Annotated in this window: 17 protein-coding genes; 5 read left to right on the forward strand and 12 right to left on the reverse strand. The window is 67.6% G+C overall.

The window, feature by feature from the left end; all coding sequences use genetic code 11:
- Nucleotides 1-7: 7 nt before the first annotated feature.
- The gene (gene metG / locus B9N43_RS14445; protein WP_145842894.1) at nt 8-2,191 is read right to left on the reverse strand and encodes a methionine--tRNA ligase; all 2,184 of its coding nucleotides are present in this window, start codon (nt 2,189-2,191) and stop codon (nt 8-10) included.
- A 117-nt stretch (nt 2,192-2,308) separates the two neighbouring features.
- Here metG and apbC point away from each other — a divergent pair, with 117 nt between their 5' ends.
- The 3 genes from apbC (at nt 2,309) to B9N43_RS14460 (ending at nt 6,442) form a co-directional block, all read left to right on the forward strand.
- Nucleotides 2,309-3,397, forward strand: coding sequence for an iron-sulfur cluster carrier protein ApbC (gene apbC / locus B9N43_RS14450; RefSeq protein WP_145842895.1), 1,089 nt, complete (start codon nt 2,309-2,311; stop codon nt 3,395-3,397).
- Between the two features lie 91 nt (nt 3,398-3,488).
- Nucleotides 3,489-4,055 (forward strand): dCTP deaminase, encoded by a 567-nt coding sequence (gene dcd / locus B9N43_RS14455; protein ID WP_145842896.1) that lies wholly within the window; start codon nt 3,489-3,491, stop codon nt 4,053-4,055.
- Nucleotides 4,056-4,198: 143 nt separating this feature from the next.
- Nucleotides 4,199-6,442, forward strand: coding sequence for an arginine/lysine/ornithine decarboxylase (locus B9N43_RS14460; RefSeq protein WP_145842897.1), 2,244 nt, complete (start codon nt 4,199-4,201; stop codon nt 6,440-6,442).
- Here the strand turns inward: B9N43_RS14460 and B9N43_RS14465 are convergent.
- From B9N43_RS14465 to glgC, 8 genes are all read right to left on the reverse strand, one after another.
- Nucleotides 6,415-6,933 carry a dihydrofolate reductase gene (locus tag B9N43_RS14465; RefSeq protein WP_145842898.1) on the reverse strand — a complete coding sequence of 173 codons (519 nt, stop codon included), beginning with the start codon at nt 6,931-6,933 and terminating at the stop codon, nt 6,415-6,417. The two genes, B9N43_RS14460 and B9N43_RS14465, sit on opposite strands and share 28 nt — an antisense overlap.
- Nucleotides 6,934-6,949: 16 nt before the next feature.
- On the reverse strand, nt 6,950-8,419 hold the full coding sequence (gene glgA / locus B9N43_RS14470; RefSeq protein WP_145842899.1) for a glycogen synthase GlgA: 1,470 nt from the start codon (nt 8,417-8,419) through the stop codon (nt 6,950-6,952).
- Nucleotides 8,420-8,444: 25 nt separating this feature from the next.
- Complete coding sequence (locus tag B9N43_RS14475) at nt 8,445-9,176, reverse strand: hypothetical protein (protein WP_145842900.1); 732 nt, start codon at nt 9,174-9,176, stop codon at nt 8,445-8,447.
- Between the two features lie 93 nt (nt 9,177-9,269).
- The gene (gene pgi, locus B9N43_RS14480) at nt 9,270-10,907 is read right to left on the reverse strand and encodes a glucose-6-phosphate isomerase (RefSeq protein ID WP_145842902.1); all 1,638 of its coding nucleotides are present in this window, start codon (nt 10,905-10,907) and stop codon (nt 9,270-9,272) included.
- Complete coding sequence (glgP, locus tag B9N43_RS14485) at nt 10,904-13,462, reverse strand: alpha-glucan family phosphorylase (RefSeq protein ID WP_145842903.1); 2,559 nt, start codon at nt 13,460-13,462, stop codon at nt 10,904-10,906. The genes pgi and glgP overlap by 4 nt, the downstream gene beginning before the upstream one ends.
- A 23-nt stretch (nt 13,463-13,485) precedes the next feature.
- A complete protein-coding gene (locus tag B9N43_RS14490; protein ID WP_145842904.1) occupies nt 13,486-15,534 on the reverse strand; it encodes an alpha-amylase/4-alpha-glucanotransferase domain-containing protein in 2,049 nt (682 codons plus the stop codon).
- Nucleotides 15,531-17,210, reverse strand: coding sequence for a glycoside hydrolase family 57 protein (locus B9N43_RS14495; protein ID WP_145842905.1), 1,680 nt, complete (start codon nt 17,208-17,210; stop codon nt 15,531-15,533). Before B9N43_RS14495 ends, B9N43_RS14490 begins: the two co-directional genes overlap by 4 nt.
- A 135-nt stretch (nt 17,211-17,345) precedes the next feature.
- Nucleotides 17,346-18,653, reverse strand: a complete 1,308-nt coding sequence (gene glgC, locus B9N43_RS14500) for a glucose-1-phosphate adenylyltransferase (protein WP_409994720.1) — start codon at nt 18,651-18,653, stop codon at nt 17,346-17,348.
- A gap of 266 nt (nt 18,654-18,919) precedes the next feature.
- Here glgC and glgB point away from each other — a divergent pair, with 266 nt between their 5' ends.
- Complete coding sequence (gene glgB / locus B9N43_RS14505) at nt 18,920-21,079, forward strand: 1,4-alpha-glucan branching protein GlgB (RefSeq protein ID WP_261379340.1); 2,160 nt, start codon at nt 18,920-18,922, stop codon at nt 21,077-21,079.
- Here the strand turns inward: glgB and B9N43_RS14510 are convergent.
- The 3 genes from B9N43_RS14510 to B9N43_RS14520 form a co-directional block, all read right to left on the reverse strand.
- Entirely contained in the window at nt 21,069-21,374 is a 306-nt protein-coding gene (locus B9N43_RS14510; RefSeq protein WP_145842907.1) for a DUF2934 domain-containing protein, read from the reverse strand. The two genes, glgB and B9N43_RS14510, sit on opposite strands and share 11 nt — an antisense overlap.
- A gap of 149 nt (nt 21,375-21,523) precedes the next feature.
- Nucleotides 21,524-22,468, reverse strand: a complete 945-nt coding sequence (gene glk / locus B9N43_RS14515) for a glucokinase (protein ID WP_186453842.1) — start codon at nt 22,466-22,468, stop codon at nt 21,524-21,526.
- Nucleotides 22,469-22,733: 265 nt separating this feature from the next.
- Complete coding sequence (locus B9N43_RS14520) at nt 22,734-23,549, reverse strand: thymidylate synthase (RefSeq protein ID WP_145842909.1); 816 nt, start codon at nt 23,547-23,549, stop codon at nt 22,734-22,736.
- A 58-nt stretch (nt 23,550-23,607) separates the two neighbouring features.
- Here B9N43_RS14520 and B9N43_RS14525 point away from each other — a divergent pair, with 58 nt between their 5' ends.
- On the forward strand, nt 23,608-25,068 hold the full coding sequence (locus tag B9N43_RS14525; RefSeq protein WP_145842911.1) for a M17 family metallopeptidase: 1,461 nt from the start codon (nt 23,608-23,610) through the stop codon (nt 25,066-25,068).
- Nucleotides 25,069-25,235: the final 167 nt, after the last annotated feature.

Below are 25,235 nucleotides of genomic sequence, written 5' to 3' on the forward strand. Positions count from 1 at the left end.
TATCGCGTCACTTGACCTTCATGCCCGGCGTGGCGCCGGAATCCGGGGACAGGATGAACAACCCCGGGGTGTTGCCGGATTCGTCGGAAGCGGCCAGCACCATGCCCTCGGACATGCCGAATTTCATCTTGCGCGGCGCCAGGTTGGCCACCATCACCGTCAGCCGGCCCACCAGGGCGGCGGGATCGTAGGCCGACTTGATGCCGGCGAAGACCTGGCGCGGTTTTTCCTCGCCGATGTCCAGTTCCAGTCGGATCAACTTGTCGGCGCCCTCGACGTGGGCGGCACCGACGATGCGGGCGACGCGCAGGTCCACCTTGGCGAAGTCTTCAATCCCTATGGTCGGCGCCCCGGCGTCGCCATTCGCCCCCTCTCCCCTCGCGGGAGAGGGCTGGGGTGAGGGGGGCGCCTTGCCCTGCGCTGCCTGCTGCTTGTCCTCGCTCCGCTGCTGGTGCTGGGCGTGGCGCTGCGGCGAGTGCTGCTCCGGCTTGGGCTCCAGGGACTCCTTGTTGGCGGCCACCAGCGCCTCGACCTGCTTCGGATCGATGCGGGTCATCAGGTGCGCGTAGGGCTTGATCGCATGGCTCACCGGCAGCAGTTGCGCGGCATCGGCCCAGTGCAGCGGGGGGATGTCGAGGAAGGACTCGGCCTGCTCGGCGAGCCTGGGCAGCACGGGTTTCAGATAGAGGGTCAGCAGGCGGAAGGCGTTGACCAGCACCGTGCACACATAATGCAGCAAGGCTTCCTGCTCCGTGTCCTTGGCCAGTTGCCAGGGTTGGTGCTTGTCCACGAACTGGTTCACCTGGTCGGCCAGGGCCATGATGCGGCGCAGGGCGCGGCCGTAGTCGCGGGCCTCGTAATGGGCGGCGATCTCCGCGGCCGCTTCCATCAGGCCCGGCAGGTCGCCGCGGAACCGGTCGTCGAGCGGCGCATGCAGCAGTTGGCCGCCGAAGCGTTTCTGGATGAAGCCGGCGGCGCGGCTGGCGATGTTGATGTACTTGCCCACCAGGTCGGCATTCACCCGCTGGACGAAGTCCTCCAGGTTGAGGTCGATGTCCTCCAGGGTGCCGTTCAGCTTGGCGGCGAAGTAGTAGCGCAGCCACTCGGGGTTCAGTCCCTGGGCCAGATAGCTCTCGGCGGTGATGAAGGTGCCGCGCGACTTGGACATCTTGGCGCCATCCACGGTGAGGAAACCGTGGGCGAAGATGCTGGTCGGGGTGCGGTAGCCGGCCTGCTCCAGCTCGGCGGGCCAGAACAGGGCGTGGAAGTAGAGGATGTCCTTGCCGATGAAGTGGTAGAGCTCGGCCTGCGAGTCGCGGCGCCAATAGACGTCGAAGTCGAGGCCCTTTTTCGCGCAGAGATTGCGGAACGAGCCCATGTAGCCGATCGGCGCGTCGAGCCAGACGTAGAAGTATTTACCCGTGTTTCTTTCCCCATTCTCGCCGGGGATCTCGAAGCCGAAATACGGCGCGTCGCGGGAAATGTCCCAGTCGGTGAGTTTGTTCTCGCCCTCGGTGCCCAGCCACTCCTGCATCTTGTTGGCGGCCTCGGCCTGGAGCCGGCCCTCCTGGCGCGTCCATTGGCGCAGGAAGGCCTGGCAGCGGGCGTCCGACAGCTTGAAGAAATAATGGTCGGAATGGCGCAGTTCCGGCTTGGCGCCGGAAACCGCCGAATAGGGGTTCTTCAGGTCGGTCGGCGCATAGGCGGCGCCGCAGGACTCGCAGGAGTCGCCGTACTGGTCGGCGGCGCCGCACTTGGGGCACTCGCCCTTGATGAAGCGGTCGGGCAGGAACATCTGCTTGACCGGATCGTAGTACTGCTCGATGGAGCGCACTTCGATCAGGCCGGCGGCCTTGAGCTTGCCGTAGATGTCCTCGGCGTAATGGCGGGTCTCGTCCGAGTGGGTGGTGTGGTAGTTGTCGAAGGCGACGTGGAACCCCGTGAAATCGCGCAGATGCTCGCCATGGACGCGGGCGATCAGCTGCTCCGGCGTGACGCCCTCCTTCTCGGCCCGCAGCATGATCGGCGTGCCGTGGGTGTCGTCGGCGCAGACGTAGTGGCACTCGTGGCCCCGCATCTTCTGGAAGCGCACCCAGATGTCGGTCTGGATGTACTCGACCAGATGGCCGAGATGGATGGCGCCGTTGGCGTAGGGCAGGGCGCTGGTGACGAGAATCTGGCGGGGAGTCATGACGGAGGAAGGGGCATTCTGGAAAGCCGCGATTCTAGCAAAGGGGCTTGCTCGGCTATACTTGACGCCTGCACTCGACTATTTGCCAACCCCGACAAGACAAGGATTCCCGACGCCATGAGCATGACCGACAGCCTGGTTCAGGCCGCCCTGAAAGAAGTGATCGACCCCAACACCGGCAAGGACCTGGTGTCCGCCCGCAACATCCGCAATCTCAAGGTCTCCGGCGACGAAGTGAGCCTCGACGTGGAACTGGGCTATCCGGCCAACAGCCAGCTGGAACTGATCCGCCAGCGGGTGGTGGATCGGCTGACGGCCCTCGGGGCCGCCAAGGTCAAGGTGGAGGTACGCCACAGGATCGTCAGCCACGCCGTGCAAAAGGGCGTCAAGCTGCTCCCCGGCGTGAAGAACATCATTGCCGTGGCCTCGGGCAAGGGCGGCGTCGGCAAGTCCACCACCGCGGTGAATCTGGCGCTGGCGCTGGCCGCCGAAGGGGCCAGCGTGGGCATTCTCGACGCCGACATCTACGGCCCCTCCATCCCGCAGTTGCTGGGACTGCACGGCGCCCAGCCGGCTTCGCTCGACGGCAAGTCGATGGAGCCGATGGAGGCCCTCGGGCTCCAGGCCATGTCGATCGGCTTCCTGGTGGATGTGGAAACGCCGATGGTCTGGCGCGGACCGATGGTGACCACCGCCCTGCAGCAGCTGCTCAACGAGACCCGCTGGCGGGATCTGGATTATCTGGTGGTGGACATGCCCCCGGGCACCGGCGACGTGCAGCTCACCCTGGCCCAGAAAGTGCCCGTGACCGGCGCCGTGATCGTCACCACGCCGCAGGACCTGGCGCTGCTCGACGCGCGCAAGGGCCTGAAGATGTTCGAGAAGGTGGGCGTGCCCATCCTCGGCCTGGTGGAGAACATGAGCATCCACATCTGCAGCAACTGCGGCCATCCCGAGCACATCTTCGGCAAGGGCGGCGCGGAGCGGATGGCCGCGGACTACGGCGTCCAGGTGCTGGGCGCCCTGCCCCTCGACATCCACATCCGCCAGCAGGCCGACGGCGGCAAGCCGACGGTGGCCGCCGAGCCCAACGGCCAGATTGCCGCCATGTACAAGGACATCGCCCGCCGCGTGGCGGTGCGCGTCGCCGAGCAGGCCAAGGACATGACTTCCCGGTTTCCCAATATCGTCGTTCAAAACACCTGAAACGACCGGGGAGTTGTGATCTAATTCGCCCCAAATCCACTTCGCGCCCCCGCTTGCCGGGGGCGCCGTGTTTCAGGGGAAACTGCAAGGCATGGCCATCAAATCGGACAAATGGATTCGCCGCATGGCGGAGCAGCACGGCATGATCGAACCCTTCGAGCCCGGCCTGGTGCGCGAGGTCGATGGCAAGAAGATCGTCTCCTACGGCACCTCCAGCTACGGCTACGATATCCGCTGCGCGCGTGAATTCCGGGTGTTCACCAACATCAACTCCACCATCGTCGACCCGAAGAACTTCGACCCGAATTCCTTCGTCGAGATGGAGGGCGACTCCTGCATCATCCCGCCCAACTCCTTCGCCCTGGCCCGCACCGTCGAATACTTCCGCATTCCGCGCAACGTGCTCACCGTCTGCCTGGGCAAGAGCACCTACGCCCGCTGCGGCATCATCGTGAACGTCACGCCCTTCGAGCCCGAATGGGAAGGCTACGTGACCCTGGAGTTCTCCAACACCACCCCGCTGCCGGCCAAGATCTACGCCGGCGAGGGCTGCGCCCAGGTGCTGTTCTTCGAGTCCGACGAGGTCTGCGAGACCTCCTACAAGGACCGCGGCGGCAAGTACCAGGGCCAGGTGGGCGTCACCCTGCCCAAGATCTAGCAATCACCATGGGCGGCCGTCGGAGTCGAGGCCCCGCCGCCGGGCCGCCCCAAGGCGGGGCCAGCCATCATCCGGAGTCCGCGTTCGCGGACGAACAACCGTTACCCCCTTCCTCGGGAAGGGGGCTAGGGGGTAGGTAAAAAATGCGCTTCCACTTTCCGGTCATCATCATCGACGAGGACTTCCGCTCCGAGAACGCCTCGGGCCTCGGCATCCGCGCCCTGGCCAAGGCCATGGAGGACGAGGGCCTGGAAGTGCTTGGCGTCACCAGCTACGGCGACATGGCCTCCTTCGCCCAGCAGCAGAGCCGCGCCTCGGCCTTCATCCTTTCGGTGGACGACGAGGAGCTGGCCAACGAGCCGGAGGAAACCCTGGCCGAGCTGCGCGCCTTCGTCACCGAGATCCGCAACCGCAATGCCGACATCCCGATCTTCCTGCACGGCGAGACCCGCACCTCGCGCCACATCCCCAACGACGTGCTGCGGGAGCTGCATGGTTTCATCCACATGTACGAGGACACGCCGGAATTCATCGCCCGCAACGTCAAGCGCGAGGCCACGGCCTACCTGGATTCGCTGCCGCCGCCCTTCTTCCGCGCGCTGACCCACTACGCCGCCGACGGCTCCTACTCCTGGCACTGTCCCGGCCACTCCGGCGGCGTCGCCTTCCTCAAGAGCCCGGTGGGCCAGATGTTCCACCAGTTCTTCGGCGAGAACATGCTGCGCGCCGACGTCTGCAACGCGGTCGAGGAACTCGGCCAGCTGCTCGATCACACCGGTCCGGTGGCGGCCTCCGAGCGCAACGCCGCGCGCATCTTCAACGCCGACCACCTGTTCTTCGTCACCAACGGCACCTCCACCTCCAACAAGATCGTCTGGCACTCCACCGTCGCGCCGGGCGACATCGTGGTGGTGGACCGCAACTGCCACAAGTCGGTGCTGCACGCCATCATGATGACCGGGGCGATCCCCGTGTTCCTGATGCCCACCCGCAACAACTACGGCATCATCGGCCCGATCCCGAAGAGCGAGTTCAAGTGGGAGAACATCCGGAAAAAGATCGACGCCCATCCCTTCGCCAGCCAGGTCAAGGGCAAGCCGCGGGTGCTGACCATCACCCAGTCCACCTACGACGGCGTGCTCTACAACGTCGAGGACATCAAGGCGGAGCTGGACGGCAAGATCGACACCCTGCATTTCGACGAGGCCTGGCTGCCCCATGCCGCGTTCCACGACTTCTACGGCGACTACCACGCGATGGGCGCCGACCGGCCGCGCTGCAAGGAGTCGATGGTGTTCTCCACCCAGTCCACCCACAAGCTGCTGGCGGGCCTGTCCCAGGCCTCCCAGATCCTGGTGCAGGACGCCGAGAACAACAAGCTCGACCGCGACGTGTTCAACGAGGCCTACCTGATGCACACCTCGACCTCGCCGCAGTATTCGATCATCGCTTCCTGCGACGTGGCGGCGGCGATGATGGAGGAGCCCGGCGGCACCGCCCTGGTGGAGGAGTCGATCGCCGAGGCGCTCGACTTCCGCCGCGCGATGCGCAAGGTGGATGAGGAATGGGGCGCCGGCTGGTGGTTCAGGGTCTGGGGACCGGACGACCTCTCGGAGGAGGGCATCGAGGAGCGCGACGCCTGGATGCTCAAGGCCGGCGAGCGCTGGCACGGCTTCGGCAACCTGGCCGAGGGCTTCAACATGCTCGACCCGATCAAGGCCACCATCATCACCCCGGGCCTCGACGTGGATGGCGACTTCGCCGCCGACTTCGGCATTCCCGCCGCCATCGTCACCAAGTATCTGGCCGAGCACGGCGTGATCGTCGAGAAGTGCGGCCTCTACAGCTTCTTCATCATGTTCACCATCGGCATCACCAAGGGCCGCTGGAACACCCTGGTCACCGCCTTGCAGCAGTTCAAGGACGACTACGACAAGAACCAGCCCCTGTGGAAGGTGCTGCCCGAGTTCGTCGCCAAGAACCCGCGCTACGAGCGCGTCGGCCTGCGCGAGCTATGCACCCAGATCCACGAGGTGTACAAGGCCAACGACGTGGCCCGCCTGACCACCGAGATGTACCTGTCCGCCATGGAGCCGGCCATGCGCCCCTCCGACGCCTTCGCCAAGATGGCCCACCGCGAGATCGACCGGGTGCCCATCGACGAACTGGAAGGGCGTGTCACGGCGGTGCTGCTCACCCCCTATCCGCCCGGCATTCCGCTGCTGATCCCGGGCGAGCGCTTCAACCGGACCATCATGCGCTACCTGCAGTTCGCGCGCGATTTCAACGAGCACTTCCCGGGCTTCGAAACCGACATCCACGGCCTGGTGAAGGACGTGACCGAGGGCAAGGTGCGTTACTACGTGGATTGCGTGGCGCGCCGATAGGTGACGAAGGCATAGGCCAGTCCGGATTCGGACTGGTGCGCCTCGCGCCGGAGCTCGCGCCATTCGCGCGGTTCCCACGCCGGGAAATGCGTATCGCCGGCGAAATCCTGCGCGATTTCGGTCAGCTCCAGGCAGTCGGCCAGCGGCAGGGTCAGGGCGTAGATCTCGGCGCCGCCGATGACGCAGATCTCCTCCACCGCGCCGGCCAGGGTCAGGGCCTCGGCGACCGAGTGGGCCACCTGGGCGCCCTCGGGCCGATACCGCGGGTCGCGGGTGATCACGATGTTGTTGCGGCCGGGCAGGGGCCGGCCCAGGGATTCCCAGGTCTTGCGGCCCATCAGCACCGGCTTGCCGAGCGTGAGGGCCTTGAAGTGGCGCAGATCCTCCGGCAGCCGCCAGGGCATGCGGTTGTCGGCGCCGATCACGCCGTTTCGCGCCAGGGCGGCGACCAGGACGATGCGGGGACGAGGTTGGGTGGCGTCGGGTGTCATGGGGTAGGCGGCCGCGTCAGAGGGTGCCGATGAGCTGTTGGTAAAGGGTGTGATAGGCCCGGGCCGGGGCTTGCCAGCTCCAGTCCCGCGTCATGCCGTTGATTTGCAGTTGCCGCCAGAGGCGGCGGTCGTGCCAGGCGGCCACCGCGCGCCGCACGCAGTCGAGGAAGGCGCTGGCCTCCGCCGCCTGGAAGACGAAGCCGCTGGCGCGGCCCGCGGCCAGGGTGGCGGGCGTGCAGTCGACCACCGTGTCGGCCAGGCCGCCGGTCGCCCGCACCAGCGGCGGGGTGCCGTAACGCTGGCTGTACATCTGGTTCAGGCCGCAGGGCTCGAAGCGGGAGGGCATCAGGAACAGGTCGATGCCGGCCTCGATGCGGTGCGCCAGGACTTCGTTGAAGCCGATGTGTACCGCCACCTGTTGCGGATGGCTCAGCGCCAGATTGCGGAAGTGCTGCTCCAGCGCGCGGTCGCCGTGCCCCAGGACCACCAGCTGGGCCGGCAGGGCGAGGATCTCCTCGGCCGTGCGGGCCAGCAGGTCGAGGCCCTTCTGCTCGGTGAGCCGGCTCACCACGCCGAGCAGAGGCCGGTCCTCCGCCGGCCGCAGCCCCAGTTCCCGCCGCAGTTCGGACTTGTTGCGCACCTTTTGCGGCAGGCGCAGGACGTCGTAATGGCCGTGCAGGCAGGCGTCGGTGGCCGGGTTCCAGAGTTCGGTGTCGATGCCGTTGAGGATGCCGGTGAGCCGCTCGCCGCGGTGGCGCAGCAGCCCGTCCAGACCCATGCCCTCGGCCGGGGTCTGGATTTCCCGCGCATAGCTGGGGCTGACCGTGGTGATGGCGTCGGCGTGCTGCAACCCGGCCTTGAGGAAGGAAAGATAGCCGTGGTATTCGACGCCGTCGAGCGCCCAGCTCTCCGGCGGCAGGCCCAGCTCGGGCAGGGCGTCGGCGCCGAACAGCCCCTGGAAGGCCAGGTTGTGGATGGTGATCAGGGACTTCGCCCGCGCCGCGGACCCCGGCAGCTCGTCCAGGTAGCGCAGATAGGCGGGCGCGAGGCCGGTCTGCCAGTCGTTGCAGTGGATCAGGTCGCAGCGCCAGTCGCCGGGACAGGCCTCGCTGCCGAGCCAGGCCGCGACCCGCGAGAGCAGGCCGAAGCGCAGGCGGTTGTCGGGCCAGTCGCGGTTGTCCGCGCCCAGATAGGGGTTGCCTGGCCGGTCGTAATGATCGTTGTGTTCCAGCAGCAACAGGGGCGTGCCGTCCGGGGTGCGGGCCGAGCGCAGCAGCGCGCCGCCCAGGCGTCCGCCCAGCGGCGGGACGGCCGCCCAGGGAGCGGCATCGGGAAAGGCCTGGCGCAGGGCCGGATAGAACGGCACCAGCACGCGCACGTCGGCGCCGGTCTGGCGCAGGGCGGGAGGCAGGGCCGCGGCGACGTCCCCGAGGCCGCCGGTCTTGACCCAGGGTGCGAGTTCGGAAGTGGCGAACAGGACTTTCATGGCGAAATGCGGGCGGCCGGTGCGGTTACGGCGTGCAGCGGATGTCCGAATTGATGGCCAGCGTCAGGCAGCGCTGGTTTTGCAGCGCGGTCTCGCGCAGCGCCCGCCGATTGTCGCTCGTCATGCCGGTTCCGCTCCGCTCGCCGGTGCTGGTGCCGGCATGGCGCAGCACGTCGAAAGTGACGCTGGCGAAGACGTGATCCTTTTCGTTCCAGAGATAGAACACCGCGTAGCTGCCGGGCGGCAGGCGGTCGGTGTCGATCTGGTCCCGGAAGCTGCCGTCGCTGAAGATTCCGCGATTGCGGCTGTCGGCTTGCGGCTGCCGGGTGCGGGTGTTCATCAGCCGCACTTCGAGTGTGCGGCCGGCGGCCTCGGGAAAGCCGCCTTCGGCGCGGATGACCCAGGCGCCGGCGCTGTCCTGATAGGCGCGGCATGCGAGGCCGGCGCAGCGGATGTCGGTCAGTTGCGAACCGCGTGCGACGCCCTCGCCGGCCACCTCGGTGTTGCCGAGCGTCTGCCAGCGCCACGCGCTCGGGCGCTGCCCCTGCACCGCCGTGCTGGCCACCATCGGCGCATAGCGCGGCGACACCGCATCCGCCTGCGATGCCACGGGCACGGCCGTGGCCGCACGGGGCTGGATGGTCCCGGCATTGCGCGGTTGCACGGCGTCGGCATTGCGCGCGGTGATGCCCTGGGCATTGGCGATGCCGGCCAGGAGGGCGAGCGCGGCGCCGGGAATGAGGACTGCAAATTTCATCGATGCTTTCCTGGGGAATGGGATGGCTGGATTATTCCGGAAACCTGGGCGCATTCGTTCGCCATGGCGCGAAGTGCCTCGATCGCGGCGCGCCTAGCACGCGCGGCAAGCGGAGATCAGGCCCGCCGTCGACGCGTCCAGGCCGGCGACCGCGGCCTTGCCCTCGATCATCGGCAGCAGTCGTCCCGCCAGCTGCTTGCCATATTCGACACCCCACTGGTCGAAGCTGTCGATGTTCCAGAGCACGCCCAGGGCGAACACCTTGTGCTCGAACAGCGCGATCAACTGGCCCAGGGTGTAGGGCGTGAGGCGGGGCAGCAGCAGGGTGGTGGAGGGTTGGTTGCCCGGGAACACCCGGTAGGGCGCCAGGGTGTCCGCGCGCGCGGCGTCGATGCCCTCGGCGAGCAGTTCGGCCCGCGCTTCCGTCAGGGTCTTGCCCAGCATCAGGGCCTGGCTCTGGGCCAGGCAGTTCGCCAGCAGCTTGGCGTGATGGCCGGGCAGGGGCTGGTCGGGCTCGCGGCAGGCGATGAAGTCGCAGGGGACCAGGCGGCCGCCCTGATGGAGCAATTGGAAGAAGGCGTGCTGGCCGTTGGTGCCGACCTCGCCCCAGAGGATGGGCGCCGCGGGATGGTCCAGCGCCCGGCCGTCGCGATCCACCCGCTTGCCGTTGGACTCCATTTCCAATTGCTGCAGATAACGCGGCAGGAACTCCAGCGACTGGCTGTAGGGCAGCAGCGCCCGGGTCGGCGCGCCGAGGAAGTCGGTGTTCCAGACCTCCAGCAGCGCCAGCGTCAGCGGCAGATTGGCGTCCACGGGGGCGGTCAGGAAATGCCGGTCCATCGCCCGGCCGCCGGCCAGCATCCGTTCGAAATTGTCGAAGCCGACCGCCAGCGCCAGCGGCAGACCGATCGCCGACCAGAGCGAGAAACGGCCGCCGACCCAGTCCCAGAAGGCGAAGGCGTTGGCGGGGTCGATGCCGAATTCCGCCACGGCCGGGAGATTGGTGGAGACGGCGACGAAATGGCGCGCCACGGCCGCCTCGCCGAGCGCCGCCGTCAGCCAGCGCCGGGCCGAGACGGCGTTCTGCATGGTCTCCTGGGTGGCGAAGGTCTTGCTGGCGACGATGAACAGGGTGCTGGCCGGCTCCAGGTCCGCCAGCGTGGCGGCCAGGTGGGCGCCATCCACGTTCGAGACGTAGTGCAGCTTCAGGCCCGGCACGCGGCAGGCGCCGAGGGCCTGGGTCGCCATCCTGGGGCCGAGGTCGGAGCCGCCGATGCCGATGTTCACCACGTCGCGGACCGCCGCGCCGCTGGCGCCGCGCCACTGGCCCTGGTGCACGCGCTGGCAGAAGGACCGCATCTGCGCCAGGACCGCCGCCACCTCGGGCATCACGTCGCACCCGGCGCAGAACACCGGCTGGTCCGGCGCCCGGCGCAGCGCGGTGTGCAGGACCGCGCGCCGCTCGGTGTGGTTGATGGGTTCGCCGGCGAACATCCGCGCCGTCCAGGACGGCCCGTCGCACGCCTGCCAGAGGGCTCGCAGCAGCGCCAGCGCCGACCCGTCGATCCGCTGCTTGGAGTAGTCCAGCAGCAACCCCTCGGCCGTCACGGAAAAGGCGGCGAACCGCTGCGGATCGGCGGCGAACAACTCGCGCAGATGGGCGCTGTGCAGTCGAGCGGCCTGGGTTCGCAGGTCCTTCCAGAGATCGGTCCGGGTGGTCGATGTGGTCATAACCAGAGCATCATGCCCATTTCAAAGGGGTGGGTCAGCAACTCGTGGCGCGGAAAAGCCCGGATGCGATATTCGATTCTGCCGCAGACATCCGGCGTCAGCGCGAGAGTATAAAGATTGCTGCCATCCTCGCGGCGGCCCTGGTGCTCCAGCCGCATGCGGCGCGAGGTGCGGCCGCTGCCGTTGGGCCGGCCGAGCAGCAGCTCCACCTGGATGTCGGTCGGATCGAGGCCGTTGAGCTGCACCGCCACCTCGAATCGGACGCTTTCGCCGAAACCGAGCCGGCGCGGCGCCGTGTCCAGGCGTTGCAGCGTCACTCCGGGCCAGGCCTGGTTCACCTTGGTTTTCCAGGCGGCGATGCTGCGCGCTCCGGAAAAACCGTTGTGCTGATACAGCCGCCATTGGCGCGAGGCCGCCTGGTAGAACTTGTTGACATAGTCGCTGACCATGCGCTGGGAACTGAAATTGGGCGTCACCGAAGCGATCGAGCGCTTGGCCATCGCCACCCAGCCCGGCGAGTAACCCATCGGACCGCGGTCGTAGTAGAGGGGAATGATCTGGTCCTGGAGCACTTCGTACAGATTTCTCGCCTCCTCGTGATTGCGCCGGATCTCGTCGTAATTGTCGGAAACCGGTTTCACCGCCCAGCCGTTCTCCTCGCCCTTGGCGCCCTTGAAGCCTTCCGCCCACCAGCCGTCCAGCACGGAGAGGTTGATCACGCCGTTGATGGCCGCCTTCATGCCCGAGGTGCCCGACGCCTCGAGCGGAAAGACCGGGTTGTTGAGCCAGACATCCACGCCGGCCACCAGGCGCCGCCCCAGGTGCAGGTCGTAGCCTTCGGCCAGCAGGATGCGGCCCTCGAAATCGGGCATCGCGGCGACCTCGGCGATGCGCCGGATCAGCGCCTGCCCCGGTTCGTCGGCGGGGTGGGCCTTGCCGGCGAAGACGAACAGCACCGGGCGCTCCGGGTCGGAAACGATCTGGCGCAGCCAGTCCAGGTCGTTGAACAGCAGCGTGGCGCGCTTGTAGGTGGCGAAGCGGCGGGCGAAGCCGATGGTCAGTACGTTGGGGTTGTTCGGGTCGGCGTATTTCAGCAGCCGGTCGAGGTGCGCCTGGGAACCCTGGTTGCGCGCATGCTGCTGGCCGATCCGGTGGCGCAGCAGGTACAGCATCTGCGATTTGATCGCCAGGCGCATGCTCCAGAACACGTGGTCGGGGACGTGCTGGATGCCCTCCCAGCAACGGGAATCGGTGAGGCGCTGGTTCCAGCCGACCCCCAGTTGCCGGTCCATGGTGTCGTGCCAGAGGTCGGAGAGGAAGGTCGGGACATGCACGCCGTTGGTGACGTAGTCCATCGGATTGTCGCTGGATCTGATCTGGGGCCAGAGCCCCGAGAGCATCCGCGCCGAGACCTCGCCATGCACCTTCGACACGCCGTTCTGGAAACGGGAGCCGCGCACGGCCAGGGCGGTCATGTTGAACTCGTTGTGGCCCGGCATCCGTCCCAGCGCCAGGATGGTGCCGATGTCGCAGCCCAGCTCCTGACAGTAGGCGGCGAAATACTGGCGGATCATGTCCTCGGCGAAATGGTCGTGGCCGGCCGGCACCGCGGTGTGGGTGGTGAATACCGTGTTGCAGGCCACCGCTTCGAGGGCGCTGGCGATGTCCAGGCCGCCCGCGGCCAGTTCGCGCATCCGCTCCAGGATCAGGAACGCGGCGTGGCCTTCGTTGATGTGCCAGACGGTGGGTTTGATGCCGAGCTCGCCGAGGACCTTGACGCCGCCGGTGCCGAGGATGATTTCCTGCTCCAGCCGCGTGGTGCGGTCGCCGCCGTAGAGCCGGTGGCCGATGTCGCGGTCGTGGACGCTGTTGACCTCCAGGTCGGTGTCCAGCAGATAGAGCCGGACGTGGCCGACCTTGACCTGCCATACCTTGACCTCCACGTTGCGTCCGGCGAGGACGAGCCGGATGTGCAGTTCGCTGCCGTCGCTGCGGCACACCGGGGTGATCGGCAGGTCGTCGAAATCCGAGTCGTGATAGGTGGCCGCCTGGTGGCCTTCGCCGTCGATGGTTTGCAGGAAATAGCCCTGGCGATAGAGCAGCCCGATGCCGACGAAGGGCAGGCGCATGTCGCTGGCGGTCTTGCAATGGTCGCCGGCGAGGATGCCCAGGCCGCCGGAGTAGATCGGCAGGCTCTCGTGGAAGCCGAACTCGGCGCAGAAATAGGCGATGCAATCGCCGTCCCCCATGTGGGCGACGTGATGCCGCGAGGGCGTGGTGTTGTGGTAGTTGTCGTAGGCGGACAGCACCCGCGCCAACATGCCCAGGTAGACCGGGTCTTCCGCCGCGGCGTCGAGGCGGTGCTGGTCCACGCGTTTGAGAAAGGCCTTGGGGCTGTGGCCCGCCGCGTTCCAGAGCTTGTGCCCGAGGCGCACGAAGAGCGAGCGGGTGGGGCGGTCCCAGCTATACCAGAGATCGTTGGCCAGTTCGTCGAGCCGGGCCAGATTGGCCGGCAGACGCGGGTTGACCTCCAACAGGTAGGGCGTTCCAGGCATGGCGTACCTCTTGAAAATAAGAATCAGGATGTGCGGGGCCGGTATTCCAGGCTGACGGAGAACTCGCCGTCCTCCAGGGGCCAGTCCAGCGTCAGTTCCGCGGCCTGCATCACGCGCTCGAAGCCGGCTTCCGATTGCGACACGGTGTGGTGCGGCCGGGCGCGCAGCGTCGCGGGCGGGCACTGGAGCAGCAGCGCGCCGCCCAGTTCGTCGTCGTCGAGGGTGAGGCTGGTGAGCGCCGCGAGCTCCAGTTCCTGGCCGAAGCCGCAGGGGATGCCGCCGTCGGCGAGGATGTAGCGACCGCCATAGCCGTCGCAGCTGGGCATGGCCAGGTTGAGCCGGGTTTCCAGGCGGCCGCCCGAGTCCTTGCCCATGCCCTGCGCGTGGTAGGTGACGCGCAACCGGGCGCCGTCGACGGCATAGCGCTTCTCGATCCGCCAGCCCGGCCCCGCGACGCCGAAGGCGGCGCATTCATGGTCCCGTGGCGGGTCCAGTGGCTGGTAGTGGTCGAGTGCGTGGCGCGTGCCGTCGGCGGCGATCCAGGTGTCGAGGAACAGCACGCGCGGCTCCGCGTCGGGGCGCGTGTCCTCGATGCCGATGTCGTGGCGGAAGGCCACCCGGTCGTGGGCCGAGGCGATGCCGCTGTCCGGCTCGGCGCTCGCCTGGCTGGACTGGAGCGCCTGCGCGATCTTGTCGTAATAGGCCTCGTCGTAGCGGCGCAGGGTGTCGCCGAAATTGTGGCCGGGCGCGTAGGCGGCCAGTTCGATCAGGGCGGCGCGGCCGTCGTCGCGGCAGACGGCCTGCAGCGCGGCGGAGCGCAGGAAGGTCTCGTCGTGGCCATCCAGGTCGGCATCCAGCCGCTCCCGCGGCGGGCGCGGTGCGATGGCGTCCAGCGCCGCTTCCAGCCGCAGCAGGTTGTGCCAGACGGCACGACGCAGGTGAGGCAGGTAGATGCCGCCGAACAGGCCGTGCCAATAGGCGTCGTTGGCCTGCGCCTGGTGCAGCATCCGCCGCATCTCCGGCGTCCGCGCCGGCGCGGGCAGGGCCGCCAGACGCCGGGAGGCGCTCAGCATGCGCTTGTGCAGCCAGTTGGATTCCGCGTAGCGGGAAAAGAAATTGCGCCAGATGCCGCCGCGCAGGAAGGGCTTGGAGTTCTCGTAGCGCCCCTGCCGCTTCTCCACTTCCACCAATGCGTGGTAGCCGCGCGCGCCGGAGGCGGGCAGGGTCCATTCGTTCATCTCGATGTAGGACACCGTCGGCAGGTAGATCACGCCCCGCGTCGGCTGCCGCCGATGGAACGCGCCGAAGTGGGCGGTGCGGATCAGGGGCGAGGCCAGCACGCCCTCGATGAACTGGGTCAGCCAGCCCTGTTCGTAGACCCAGCGATAGGTTTCCGGCCAGATGCCGAACTTCTCGATGTCGTCGAAATAGATCGCGCCCTGCCGCCCCTGCCGCGCCAGGTCTTCCAGCCAGGCCACGGCCTCATGGGCCGGTGAGAAGGGCAGGCGGTAGCGGGCCTGCTCGGAAATGGGGAACAGATCCAGGCGCTGGCCGTCCTCCTCGGTGCTCCAGTAGCCGTCGAGCCTGTCCGCCGGCTGGCCGGTGCACAGGAAATGGTAGTCGTCCACCGCCACGTAACGGATGCCCGACTCGACCAGCGCCGGCACCACGCCGGCTTCCCAGACCCGCTCGGTGAGCCAGGCGCCCTGGGGGCGCTGGCCGAAGCGATGCTCGATCTTGTCGGACAGGGCCAACAACTGGCTGACCCTGTCGCGGTGGGGAATCGCCGCCAGTACCGGCTCGCAGTCGCCGGAGCCGAACCACTCCACCTGGCCGCGCCGGGTCATGGCTGCCAGCAGCGCCATGTCGTCGGGGAAGCGTGCGAGCAGCACGTCCAGCAGCCAGCCGGAAAAATGCACCGTGAAATGGAAGTCCGGGTAGTTCGCCAGGGTGCGCAGGAACATCCCGTAGCAGCGCAGGTGCGCGTCGTCGATGACGGCCGGGAAATTACCCACCGGCTGGTGGGCGTGGACGCCGAGCAGCAGGGAGATGGGACCGCTGGCGCCGCTCACGCGACCCTCCTCATGGCGCCGCCGCCCTGGGCCGATTCGCTGCCCGCCGAGATCGGCACGTCGAGCTGGGGCGGCGGCTGGATCTGCAGCAGCCGGTAAAGCCGGCGCAGATTGTCGCGGTAGAGATGGTCGAAGCTGGCGACTGCGCCTTGCGGGTTGTAGTCGCCGAACCACCAGAACCAGTCGGAGCTTTCGCAGATCGCCAGTTGGGCCTCGGCCCGCGCCCGTTCCTCGGCCGACAGGCGGCCGCTGGAGAGGACCAGGTCGTAGCTGCGCTTGGCGGAACACAGCAGGTCCCACGCCCGGTTCTTGTCGGCATCGCCGATCCAGGTCGACAGCGTGCCGAACACCCAGCTGCCGGCGGTGATCGCCGGCAGCGTGGCGGCGGCCGGCGGCGGATCGCGGTCGAGCAGTTCGCGGTAGGTGGCGGTGCGGATCGTGGGGTGCTGCTCGAGCAGGGCGTAGAGGTCGTCGAAGAAATAGTAGGCGTTGTAGGGGTAGTGTTCCCAGGCGTTCTCGCCATCGAGGATGACGCTGACCACGGGCGTCGCGCCCTCCGGCGCGGCGGCCTCGATGGCTTCGAGCTGGGCGACGAAATGGCGCGCGGCGTCGCGGCCATGCCATTTCGCGTATTCGAAGCCGATCAGGTCGGAGAGCCGTTCATCGCGGAAGAACAGGGTCAGCGTCGGCGCCGCGCCGCAACGCCAGGGATGGTAGGGCGCCTGTTCGTCGCGGATGCCCTGGGTTCTCAGGCTGTGCCTGAGCACGCCCTGGCCGCTGGCGATCCAGCGGCAGCCGCCGGCCGCCAGGAGCGGCAGCAGCGGCGTGGAGATCGCGCCCTCCGCCGGCCACATGCCCGCCGGCGCGGCGCCGAAATAGCGCTGGTGCGATTGACGGCCCTGTTCGATCTGCGTCGCCACCCGCGTGCGGCCGCCGGGGTACTCGACGGCCAGCGGCAGCGGCGCTTCGGGCAGGCTTTCGCGCGCGGCCTGGAAATCGAGCAGCAGCGGCGCCAGCGGGTGGGTCTGCGGCGTGGCGGAGAGCTCGATCTGCCCCCGCTCCTGCAGCGCGCGGTAACGGGGAATCAGGCCTTGCAGGATACGGCCGATCAGGGCCAGCAGCTGTTGGCGGTTTTCCAGGCTGTAGCCCTCGCCTTTGCTCATCAGTTCCGCCAGCAGCTGATGCTGGCGACGCTCCGACTCGCCGCACCAGACCAGGTGGTACCAGGTGACCAGGTCGGCGAGATAGCTGCCGGAGAGGTAGTGCAGCGCCACCTCGCCTTCCCGGTCCAGCAGGTTGTAAAGGTCGTGAAGCCGCTGGTAGCGGGGGAATGGGGTCAGCATGGTGGCGTGGTTGCTGCGGAAACATGCGTTCAGCAGCAATGCGCGGTCCGCCGTGCTCAAATCGTCCAGGTCCGGTTCGGCCAGCAGGCGCAGCAGCGGATCGCGAAAACGCCCCAACTCGAACTGCCGGCAATAGTCCTCGATCTGCTCCACCAGCACCGGCACGAAATTCACCACCGCGCGAATCGCCGGGTGGCGCTCCAGATGCGCCGCCATGTCGGCGTAGTCCTTCAGCGCGTGCAGATAGACCCAGGGCAGCACGTGCTCCCCGCTGTCATGGTTGCGGTAGTCCGGCTGATGCATGTGCCAGAGGAAGACGAGGTCGAGGGACATGGCGGCCGTCCTTAACGTGGAAGGCGCGTAGCGACTTCTGAAAGCTCACCTCCCCCCCTTGCGGGAGAGGGGTGGGGGGTGAGGGGGGCGGATATGGCGTTCATGTTTCGGGCGCCTTCGTCGAAGTCATATCCGTCAGCGAATATGGAGACGCCGCTGTCCCAGCATCTCCGGGGTGACCAGGGTGACGCCTTTTTTGGTGACGTGGAAACGCTGCCGGTCCTGCTCCGGGTCGAAGCCGATCACGCTCCCCGGCGGGATGACGCAGTGCTTGTCCACCACCACGCGGCGCAGCCTGGAGTGCCGGCCGATGTCGACCTTGGGCAGGATCACCGAGTCCTCGATCTCGCTGTAGCTATGGACGAAGACCCGCGAGAACAGCAGGGAGCGGCGCACCGTGGCGCCGCTGATGATGTCGCCGCCGGAGACCAGGGAATCCACCGCCATGCCGCGGCGATTGTCGTCGTCGAAGACGAACTTGGCGGGCGGCAGTTGTTCCTGGTAGGTCCAGATCGGCCATTGCGATTCGTACATGTCGAGTTCCGGCGTGACCTTGGTCAGTTCCAGGCTGGCTTCCCAATAGGCATCCACCGTGCCCACGTCGCGCCAGTAGGGCTGGCCCGAGGCGCCGGTGCCGACGCAGCTCTCGCGGAAGTTGTGGGCGTACACCTTGTGGTGGGCGACGGCATGGGGAATCAGATCGTTGCCGAAGTCATGGCCGGAGCCGGGGGTGTCCGCGTCCCGCACCAGTTGCTCGAACAGATAGTCGGCGTCGAAGATGTAGACGCCCATGCTGGCCAGCGCCCGTTGCGGCCGGCCGGGGATGCAGGGCGGGTCGGCCGGCTTTTCGACGAACTGGGTGATCCGCTGCCGTTCGTCGATGGCCATGATGCCGAAGGCCGACGCTTCCTCGATCGGCACTTCCATGCAGGCGACGGTCAGGTCGGCGCCGTTTTGCGCATGCTGTGCCAGCATGCGGCCGTAGTCCATCTTGTAGATGTGGTCGCCGGAGAGGATCATCACGAAGCGCGGATGGGCCCGGCGCAGGACATGCAGATTCTGGTACACCGCGTCGGCGGTGCCCAGGTACCAGTTTTCCCCCAACTGCTGCTGGGCCGGCAGCAGTTCGATGTATTCGTCGAAGCGGCCGTCGAGGAAGCTCCAGCCCCGCTGTAGATGATGGATCAGGCTCTGGGCCTTGTACTGGGTGGCGACGCCGATGCGGCGGATGCCGGAATTGACGCAGTTGGACAGCGTGAAGTCGATGATGCGGAACTTGCCGCCGAACGGCACCGCCGGTTTGGCGCGCCAGTCGGTCATCTGCATCAGGCGGCTGCCGCGACCGCCGGCCAGCACCATGGCGAAGGTGCTGCGCGTGAGATGGCTGACGAAGCGGCCAGACTCGGCGAGGAAATCGCCGACGTGTGGATCGTTTGGAATCACAAGAAGTCCTCCTGACGCCCATGATGCCAGGCCACACTCGTGGCGGGCGTGGAGGACGAAGCGGGCACAGGTGAATCGGCCCGCCCCCTTCCTTCCACCCACGGCGATCTTCGCGCAGACCGCCGCGCAACCCCGCCTTCGCCTCCCTCGCGGGGAAGACGACTGCCGCCTGGCTCGCTGTGCTCGACTGTTCGACCAGCCATTCCGATTCGCCGTTTCACGCTATGGCTGCCGCTACAATACCCCAACATGAGATGGATGGCGCGATGGAAAAAAAGTTCAAAGCCCTGCTGGAAGCCCGCGAGCACGACCCCTTCGCGCTGCTCGGCGTCCATGCCGAGGGCAGCGGCTGGTGCCTGCGGGTACTGCGTCCCCATGCCATTCGGATCGAGCTCGAGATCGACGGCCATGCGGCACCGATGGCCAGGGTGGGGGGCTCCGCCCTGTTCGAATGGCGCGGCGCGGCGCGTCCCGAGTCCTATTGGCTGTTGATCGAGGAGCAGGGGCAGCGGCTGCGCTTGCGCGACCCCTACGCGCATCCGCCGCGCGCTTCGGAGCACGACCTGTTCCTGTTCGCCGAAGGCAGCAACTGCCAGGCCTATCGCCTGCTCGGCGCGTTCGGCGAGGCGCGGGGCGGCGTCGCGGGGGTGTGTTTCCGCGCCTGGGCGCCCAACGCGGGGCGGGTATCGGTGGTGGGCGACTTCAACCGCTGGGACGGACGCACGCACCCGATGGCCGCGCTCGGCGGCTCGGGCTGCTGGGAATTGTTCATTCCGGACCTGGCGCCGGGCACGCTCTACAAGTTCGAGATCCGCAACCGCCACAGCGGGGCGGTGATGACCAAGGCGGACCCCTACGCGCGCTGGTTCGAGCGGCGGCCGGCGACGGCGGCGCGGGTGGCGGCCTCCTCGCATGCGTGGCGGGACGACGCCTGGATGGCGGCGCGGCGGTCCTGGGACTGGCTGGGCAGTCCGCTGTCGATCTACGAGGTGCATCCCGGCTCCTGGATGCGCCATCCCGACGGCCGCTTCTACAGTTACCGGGAATTGGCCGAGCATCTCGTGTCTTATGTCAAGGACATGGGTTATACCCATCTCGAACTGATGCCGGTGATGGAGCATCCGCTGGACGAATCCTGGGGCTACCAATGCACCGGTTTCTTCGCGCCGAGTTCCCGCTTCGGCACGCCGGACGACTTCCGCTTCCTGGTGGATGCCTGCCATCAGGCCGGCATCGGCGTGATCCTGGACTGGGTGCCGGGCCACTTCCCCGCGGATGAGTGGGCGCTGGCGCATTTCGACGGCTCGGCGCTCTACGAGCACGAGGACCCGGGCCAGAAGATCCATCCCGACTGGGGCACGCACGTCTTCAACTACGGCCGCAACGAAGTGAAGAGCTTCCTGATGTCGAGCGCCCACTGGTGGCTGTCCGAGTTCCACATCGACGGGCTGCGGGTGGATGCGGTGGCGTCGATGATCTACCTCGACTACTCGCGCAAGGCCGGCGAGTGGCGGCCCAACCGCCATGGCGGACGGGAGAACCTGGAGGCGATCGCCTTCCTGCAGGCGCTGAACGAAATGGTGCATCGGGAATTCCCCGGCGCGCTCACCATCGCCGAGGAATCCACCGCCTGGCCGATGGTGTCGCGGCCGGTGTATCTCGGGGGGCTGGGCTTCTCGATGAAATGGAACATGGGCTGGATGAACGACACCCTCGACTACATGAGGCAGGACCCGGTGCATCGGCGCTACCACCACGACCGCCTGACGTTCGGCCAGCTCTATGCCTACACGGAGAATTTCGTCCTGCCGCTGTCCCACGACGAGGTGGTCCATGGCAAGGGCTCGCTGCTCGGCAAGATGCCGGGGGACGAGTGGCAGCGCTTCGCCAACCTGCGGGCGCTGCTGACCTACCAGATGACCAGCCCCGGCAAGAAGCTCATGTTCATGGGCGGCGAACTGGCCCAGCCCTGGGAATGGAGCGAGGGCGGAGAACTGCCCTGGAACCTGCTGCGACACCCGTTGCATGACGGTGTGCAGCGGCTGGTGCGGGACTTGAACCGGCTTCATCGGGAACTGCCACCTTTTCATGAACTGGACTTCGAGCCTCGGGGATTCTCCTGGATCGACTGTCACGATGCGGACCAGTCCGTGCTGTCCTGGCTGCGCCTGGCCCGGGACGGCAGTCATGCCGTGGTGGTGCTGAACCTCACCCCGGTGCCGCGCACCGGCTATCGCATCGGCGTTCCCCGGGCCGGCGGCTATCGGGAAATCTTCAACAGCGACTCATCTCATTACGGCGGCGGCAACGTCGGCAACGGCGAGGGGCTCCATGCAGGCGCCGATCCCTGGGGGGGCTATCCGGCGAGCCTTGCGCTGACCTTGCCGCCCCTGGCGGGGATCGTCTTGCTGCCGCTCAGGGACTGATCAGCCCCTTGCGCAGCAGGTGGTCGACCTCGATCTCGGCCTGGAGCCAGTCCTCCAGCGCTTTGCTGCCATCGAAACCCCGCTGCTCGGCAATGTAGTAGGCGGCCACTTCCACATACTGCTGACGTTGCTCGGTGGAGAGCGCGGGTGCCTTGCGGCGCGGCGATTTTCTCGCGGCGGTGGTTTTCTCCGGAGCTTTGGGGGCGGCGGCAACCGGCCTGGCGGCCGGGACGGTTTTTGCGGATGCGCTGGCGGGACGGGCGCGGCTGACTGAGGCGCTTGCAGTGGACATCATGTTTCCTCCACAAAAAAACAACAGTGTCCCGGAAGACACTGGATATTCTTTTTAGCACCCGGTCCGGCACCCCGCAAAGGCCATTCCATTGTGATCGATGGCGGCCGATCGACGACGGCCGGTGAGCGGCTTGGCGTTTTTGTCCTGCGTCAAAATTCGATTGCCGCGGCCGCGCCCTTGAGGCCCAGTTCCGCGTCGGTGACGACATGCACCGGCATGCGGGCGGCCAGCTCGCTGTGCCCATCCTTGGCGTTGAAGGCCGCCATGAAACCGCCGGATCGCAGCAGCGGCAGGATTTTCGCGGCGATGCCGCCGGCGAGATAGACGCCGCCGCGGGCCATCAGGGCCAGGGCCATGTCGCCGGCGAAGGCGCCGTAGGCGGCGAGAAACAGATCCAGCGTGCGCTGTTCGACGCCCTCGGGGGCGCCGGGGGAAGCGGCCAGCGCCGCCGCGGCGATGGCTTGCGGCTCCAGGTCGGCGCCGCCGAGAAAGCGATGTATCGCGGCGATGCCCATGCCCGAAACCACATGCTCCCAACCGACGCGGCCGTGGCGGGCGTGGAGATGGCGCCACAGCGCCAGCTGCGCCTCGTCGGCCGGCGCGAAGGCGGCGTGGCCGCCCTCGCCGGGCAATACCCGCCAGCCGGCCGCGGTCGGCACCAGCACCGCCATGCCCAGGCCGGTGCCGGCCCCCACCACCAGCTTCACGCCCTGCGCGAGGGGCGCGCCCGCTTGCAGGGTGACCAGGGAACCCGCCCCGATGGTCGTGACGCCCAGGGCCGCCGCGGCGAAGTCGTTGATCAGGGTCAGCGCGGGCAGGCCGAAGCGCCGGCGGAGTTCGCCGGCATCGAGGGTCCACGGCAGGTTGGTGAGCCGGGCGCTGCCGCCATCGTCGGCGACCGGGCCCGCCACCGCCAGGCAACCGCCGGCCAGGGCGCCGGGCGCGATCCCGCTGCGCTCCAGGTAGTCGGCCAGCAAGGCGGGGAAGTCGGCGAAGTCGGCGCACTCCAGCCGGCACCGGGCGTGGAGCGCACCCTCATCGTCCGTCAGCGCCAGCAGGGCCTTGGTGCCGCCGATGTCGCCGCAGAGTTTCATGATGCGGAAAGAGCACTCTGCATCATGAGGCTCGCCCCCCTTCGCCCCCCTCCGGGGGGGAGAGTATGGCTCCCCCCTTCGCCCCCGGAGGGGGTTCGATACGGCTCGCTGCGCTCGGATGTTTGGGGGAACGTTGTAGCGGCACCGATAGGTTGCGGCTGGCGCCGCGTGGCGCTTTTCCTTGCGGCGGCGCGGCGGAAAAGCTTTTTCGGCATTCCATCCCTTCGCCATCATCCGGGGCGGCGCGGCGGAAAAGCTCCATTTCCTATACGGCGACCGGCGCCGCGATGTGGGGGTGGGGGTCGTAGCCTTCCAGGGCGAAGTCCTCGAAGCGGAAGGCGAAGATGTCGCGCACCGCCGGATCGATGCGCAGCGTCGGCAGGGCGCGCGGTTCGCGCGCGAGTTGCAGCCGGGCCTGCTCCAGATGATTGGAGTAGAGGTGGCAGTCGCCTCCGGTCCAGACGAAGTCGCCCGCCTGGTAGCCGCAAACCTGGGCCACCATGTGGGTGAACAGCGCATAGGAGGCGATGTTGAACGGCACGCCGAGGAAGATGTCGGCGCTGCGCTGGTAGAGCTGGCAGCTCAATTTCGCCGCCTGTCCTGAGCCGGTCGAAGGAGCCACGTAGAACTGGAACAGCGCATGGCAGGGCGGCAGTTTCATGCGCGGGATGTCGCCGGGATTCCAGGCGCTGACGATGTGGCGGCGCGAGTCCGGATTCTTTTTCAGGCCCTCGATCAGTTGCGCAATCTGGTCGATCTCGCCGCCCTTGCCGTCAGGCCAGTGGCGCCACTGGTGGCCATAGACGGGCCCCAGATCGCCGTTGGCGTCGGCCCATTCGTCCCAGATCGAGACTCCGTGGTCCTTCAGGTAGCGGATGTTGGTCTCGCCCATCAGGAACCAGAGCAGTTCGTGGATGATGGAGCGGGTGTGCAGCTTCTTGGTGGTCAGCAGCGGGAAGCCGGCGGCCAGGTCGAAACGCATCTGCCAGCCGAAGACCGAGCGGGTGCCGGTGCCGGTGCGGTCGGATTTTTCATGCCCATGTTCGAGCACGTGCTTCATCAGGTCGAGGTACTGGCGCATGGGAGAGTGGGACGGCAGGATAAAATCTTGACCCAAATTCTAATGGATGGCCCGCCCAATGCCCATAAACCTCGCCCAACTCCGCTGCCATGCCGGTCTGCCCGGCGCATCCGCTCCCCAGCACCAGCTCTGGCTGCTGCCCCCGCTGAAGGATCTGCCCGCCGATCTGCCGGCGCGGGAACAATGGCGGGCGGTGCTGGCCCGGCGCGAGACCAAGGTCGCGGATCTGGCCAAGACGCCGCAGGCAATGGACCTGCCGGGCGGCGGCCGGATGGTGCTGGCGATGGCCGACGCCGCACAGTCGCGCTTCGAGCGTCTGAGTCTGCTGCGCAAGGCACTGCTGCCGTTGCTGGAGGAAAAACCGGCGGCGCTCGCCATCGTGGCGCGGACGCCGGACCCCGATCTGGCGCGCGACGCCGTGTATGTCGCCTGGCTCAACGGCGTGTCGCTGCCGGCGCGGAAAAAAAAGGCGCCGCGCGCGCTGGGCCGTATCGACTATTTCGGCGCCGGCAACGCGGGGAGCTTCGCTCCGGTCGCCGCGCTGGCCCGTGCCAACACCCTGGCCCGCGAACTGACCGCCCTGCCGCCCAACGAACTGACCCCGGCCGACTATCGCCGCCGCATCCGCCAACTGGCCGCGGCCCAGGGCTGGCAGATCGAGGAGTACGACTTCAGGCGTCTGAAGAAACTGGGGGCCGGCGCGTTCTGCGCGGTCGCCCAGGGCTCGGATCATCAGGACGCGGCCATCGTGCGCCTGCGCCATCGTCCGCGCAACGCGAAGGGGCGCAGCGTCGCCCTGGTGGGCAAGGGCATCTGCTTCGATACCGGCGGCCACAACCTGAAGCCGGCCCGCTACATGCAGGGGATGCACGAGGACATGAACGGCTCCGCCGTGGTCCTCGGCCTGTTCCAGGCCATTACCGAACTCAGGCTGCCCATCGCCGTGGATGCCTGGCTGGCGATCGCCCACAACCATCTGTCGCCCGGCGCCTACAAGCAGAACGACATCGTCACCGCGCTGGACGGCACCAGCATCGAGGTGGTGCATACCGATGCCGAGGGACGCATGGTGCTGGCCGATGCCCTGACCCTGGCCAGCCGCGGCGACGGCAGGCAGCGCCCGGACCTGATCGTCGATTTCGCCACCCTCACCGGCAGCATGCACGCCGCGCTCGGCAGCCGCTATTCCGGCGTCTTCGCCAGCGACGAGGCGCTGGCGGCGCTCGCCGTGACGGCCGGCCGCGCCAGCGGGGAACGGGTCTGCGCGTTCCCGATGGACGAGGACTACGAGCCGGCCCTCGACTCCAAGGTCGCCGACATCAAGCAATGCACGATGGAAGGCGAAGCCGACCACATCCTCGCCGCCCGCTTCCTCAAACGCTTCACCGGCGAGCGGCCCTGGCTGCACGTGGACCTCTCCGCCTCCAGTTGCAGCGGCGGCCTGGGCGCCACGGCCAGCGACCTGACCGGCTTCGGCGTGGCCTGGGGCCTGCATCTGTTGAACGGCTGGGCGGCCTGACGGCCGGAGGGGAGGTACCAAGGGGGAGTCCGACGGAGCTTTTCCGCCGGGCCGCCGCAAGGAAAAGCGCCACGCGGCGCCAGCCGCAACCTATCGGTGCCGCTACAACGTTCCCCCAAACATCCGAGCGCAGCGAGCCGTATCGAACCCCCTCCGGGGGCGAAGGG

It is taken from the genome of Denitratisoma sp. DHT3, from assembly GCF_007833355.1.
Taxonomy (GTDB): Bacteria; Pseudomonadota; Gammaproteobacteria; order Burkholderiales; family Rhodocyclaceae; genus Denitratisoma.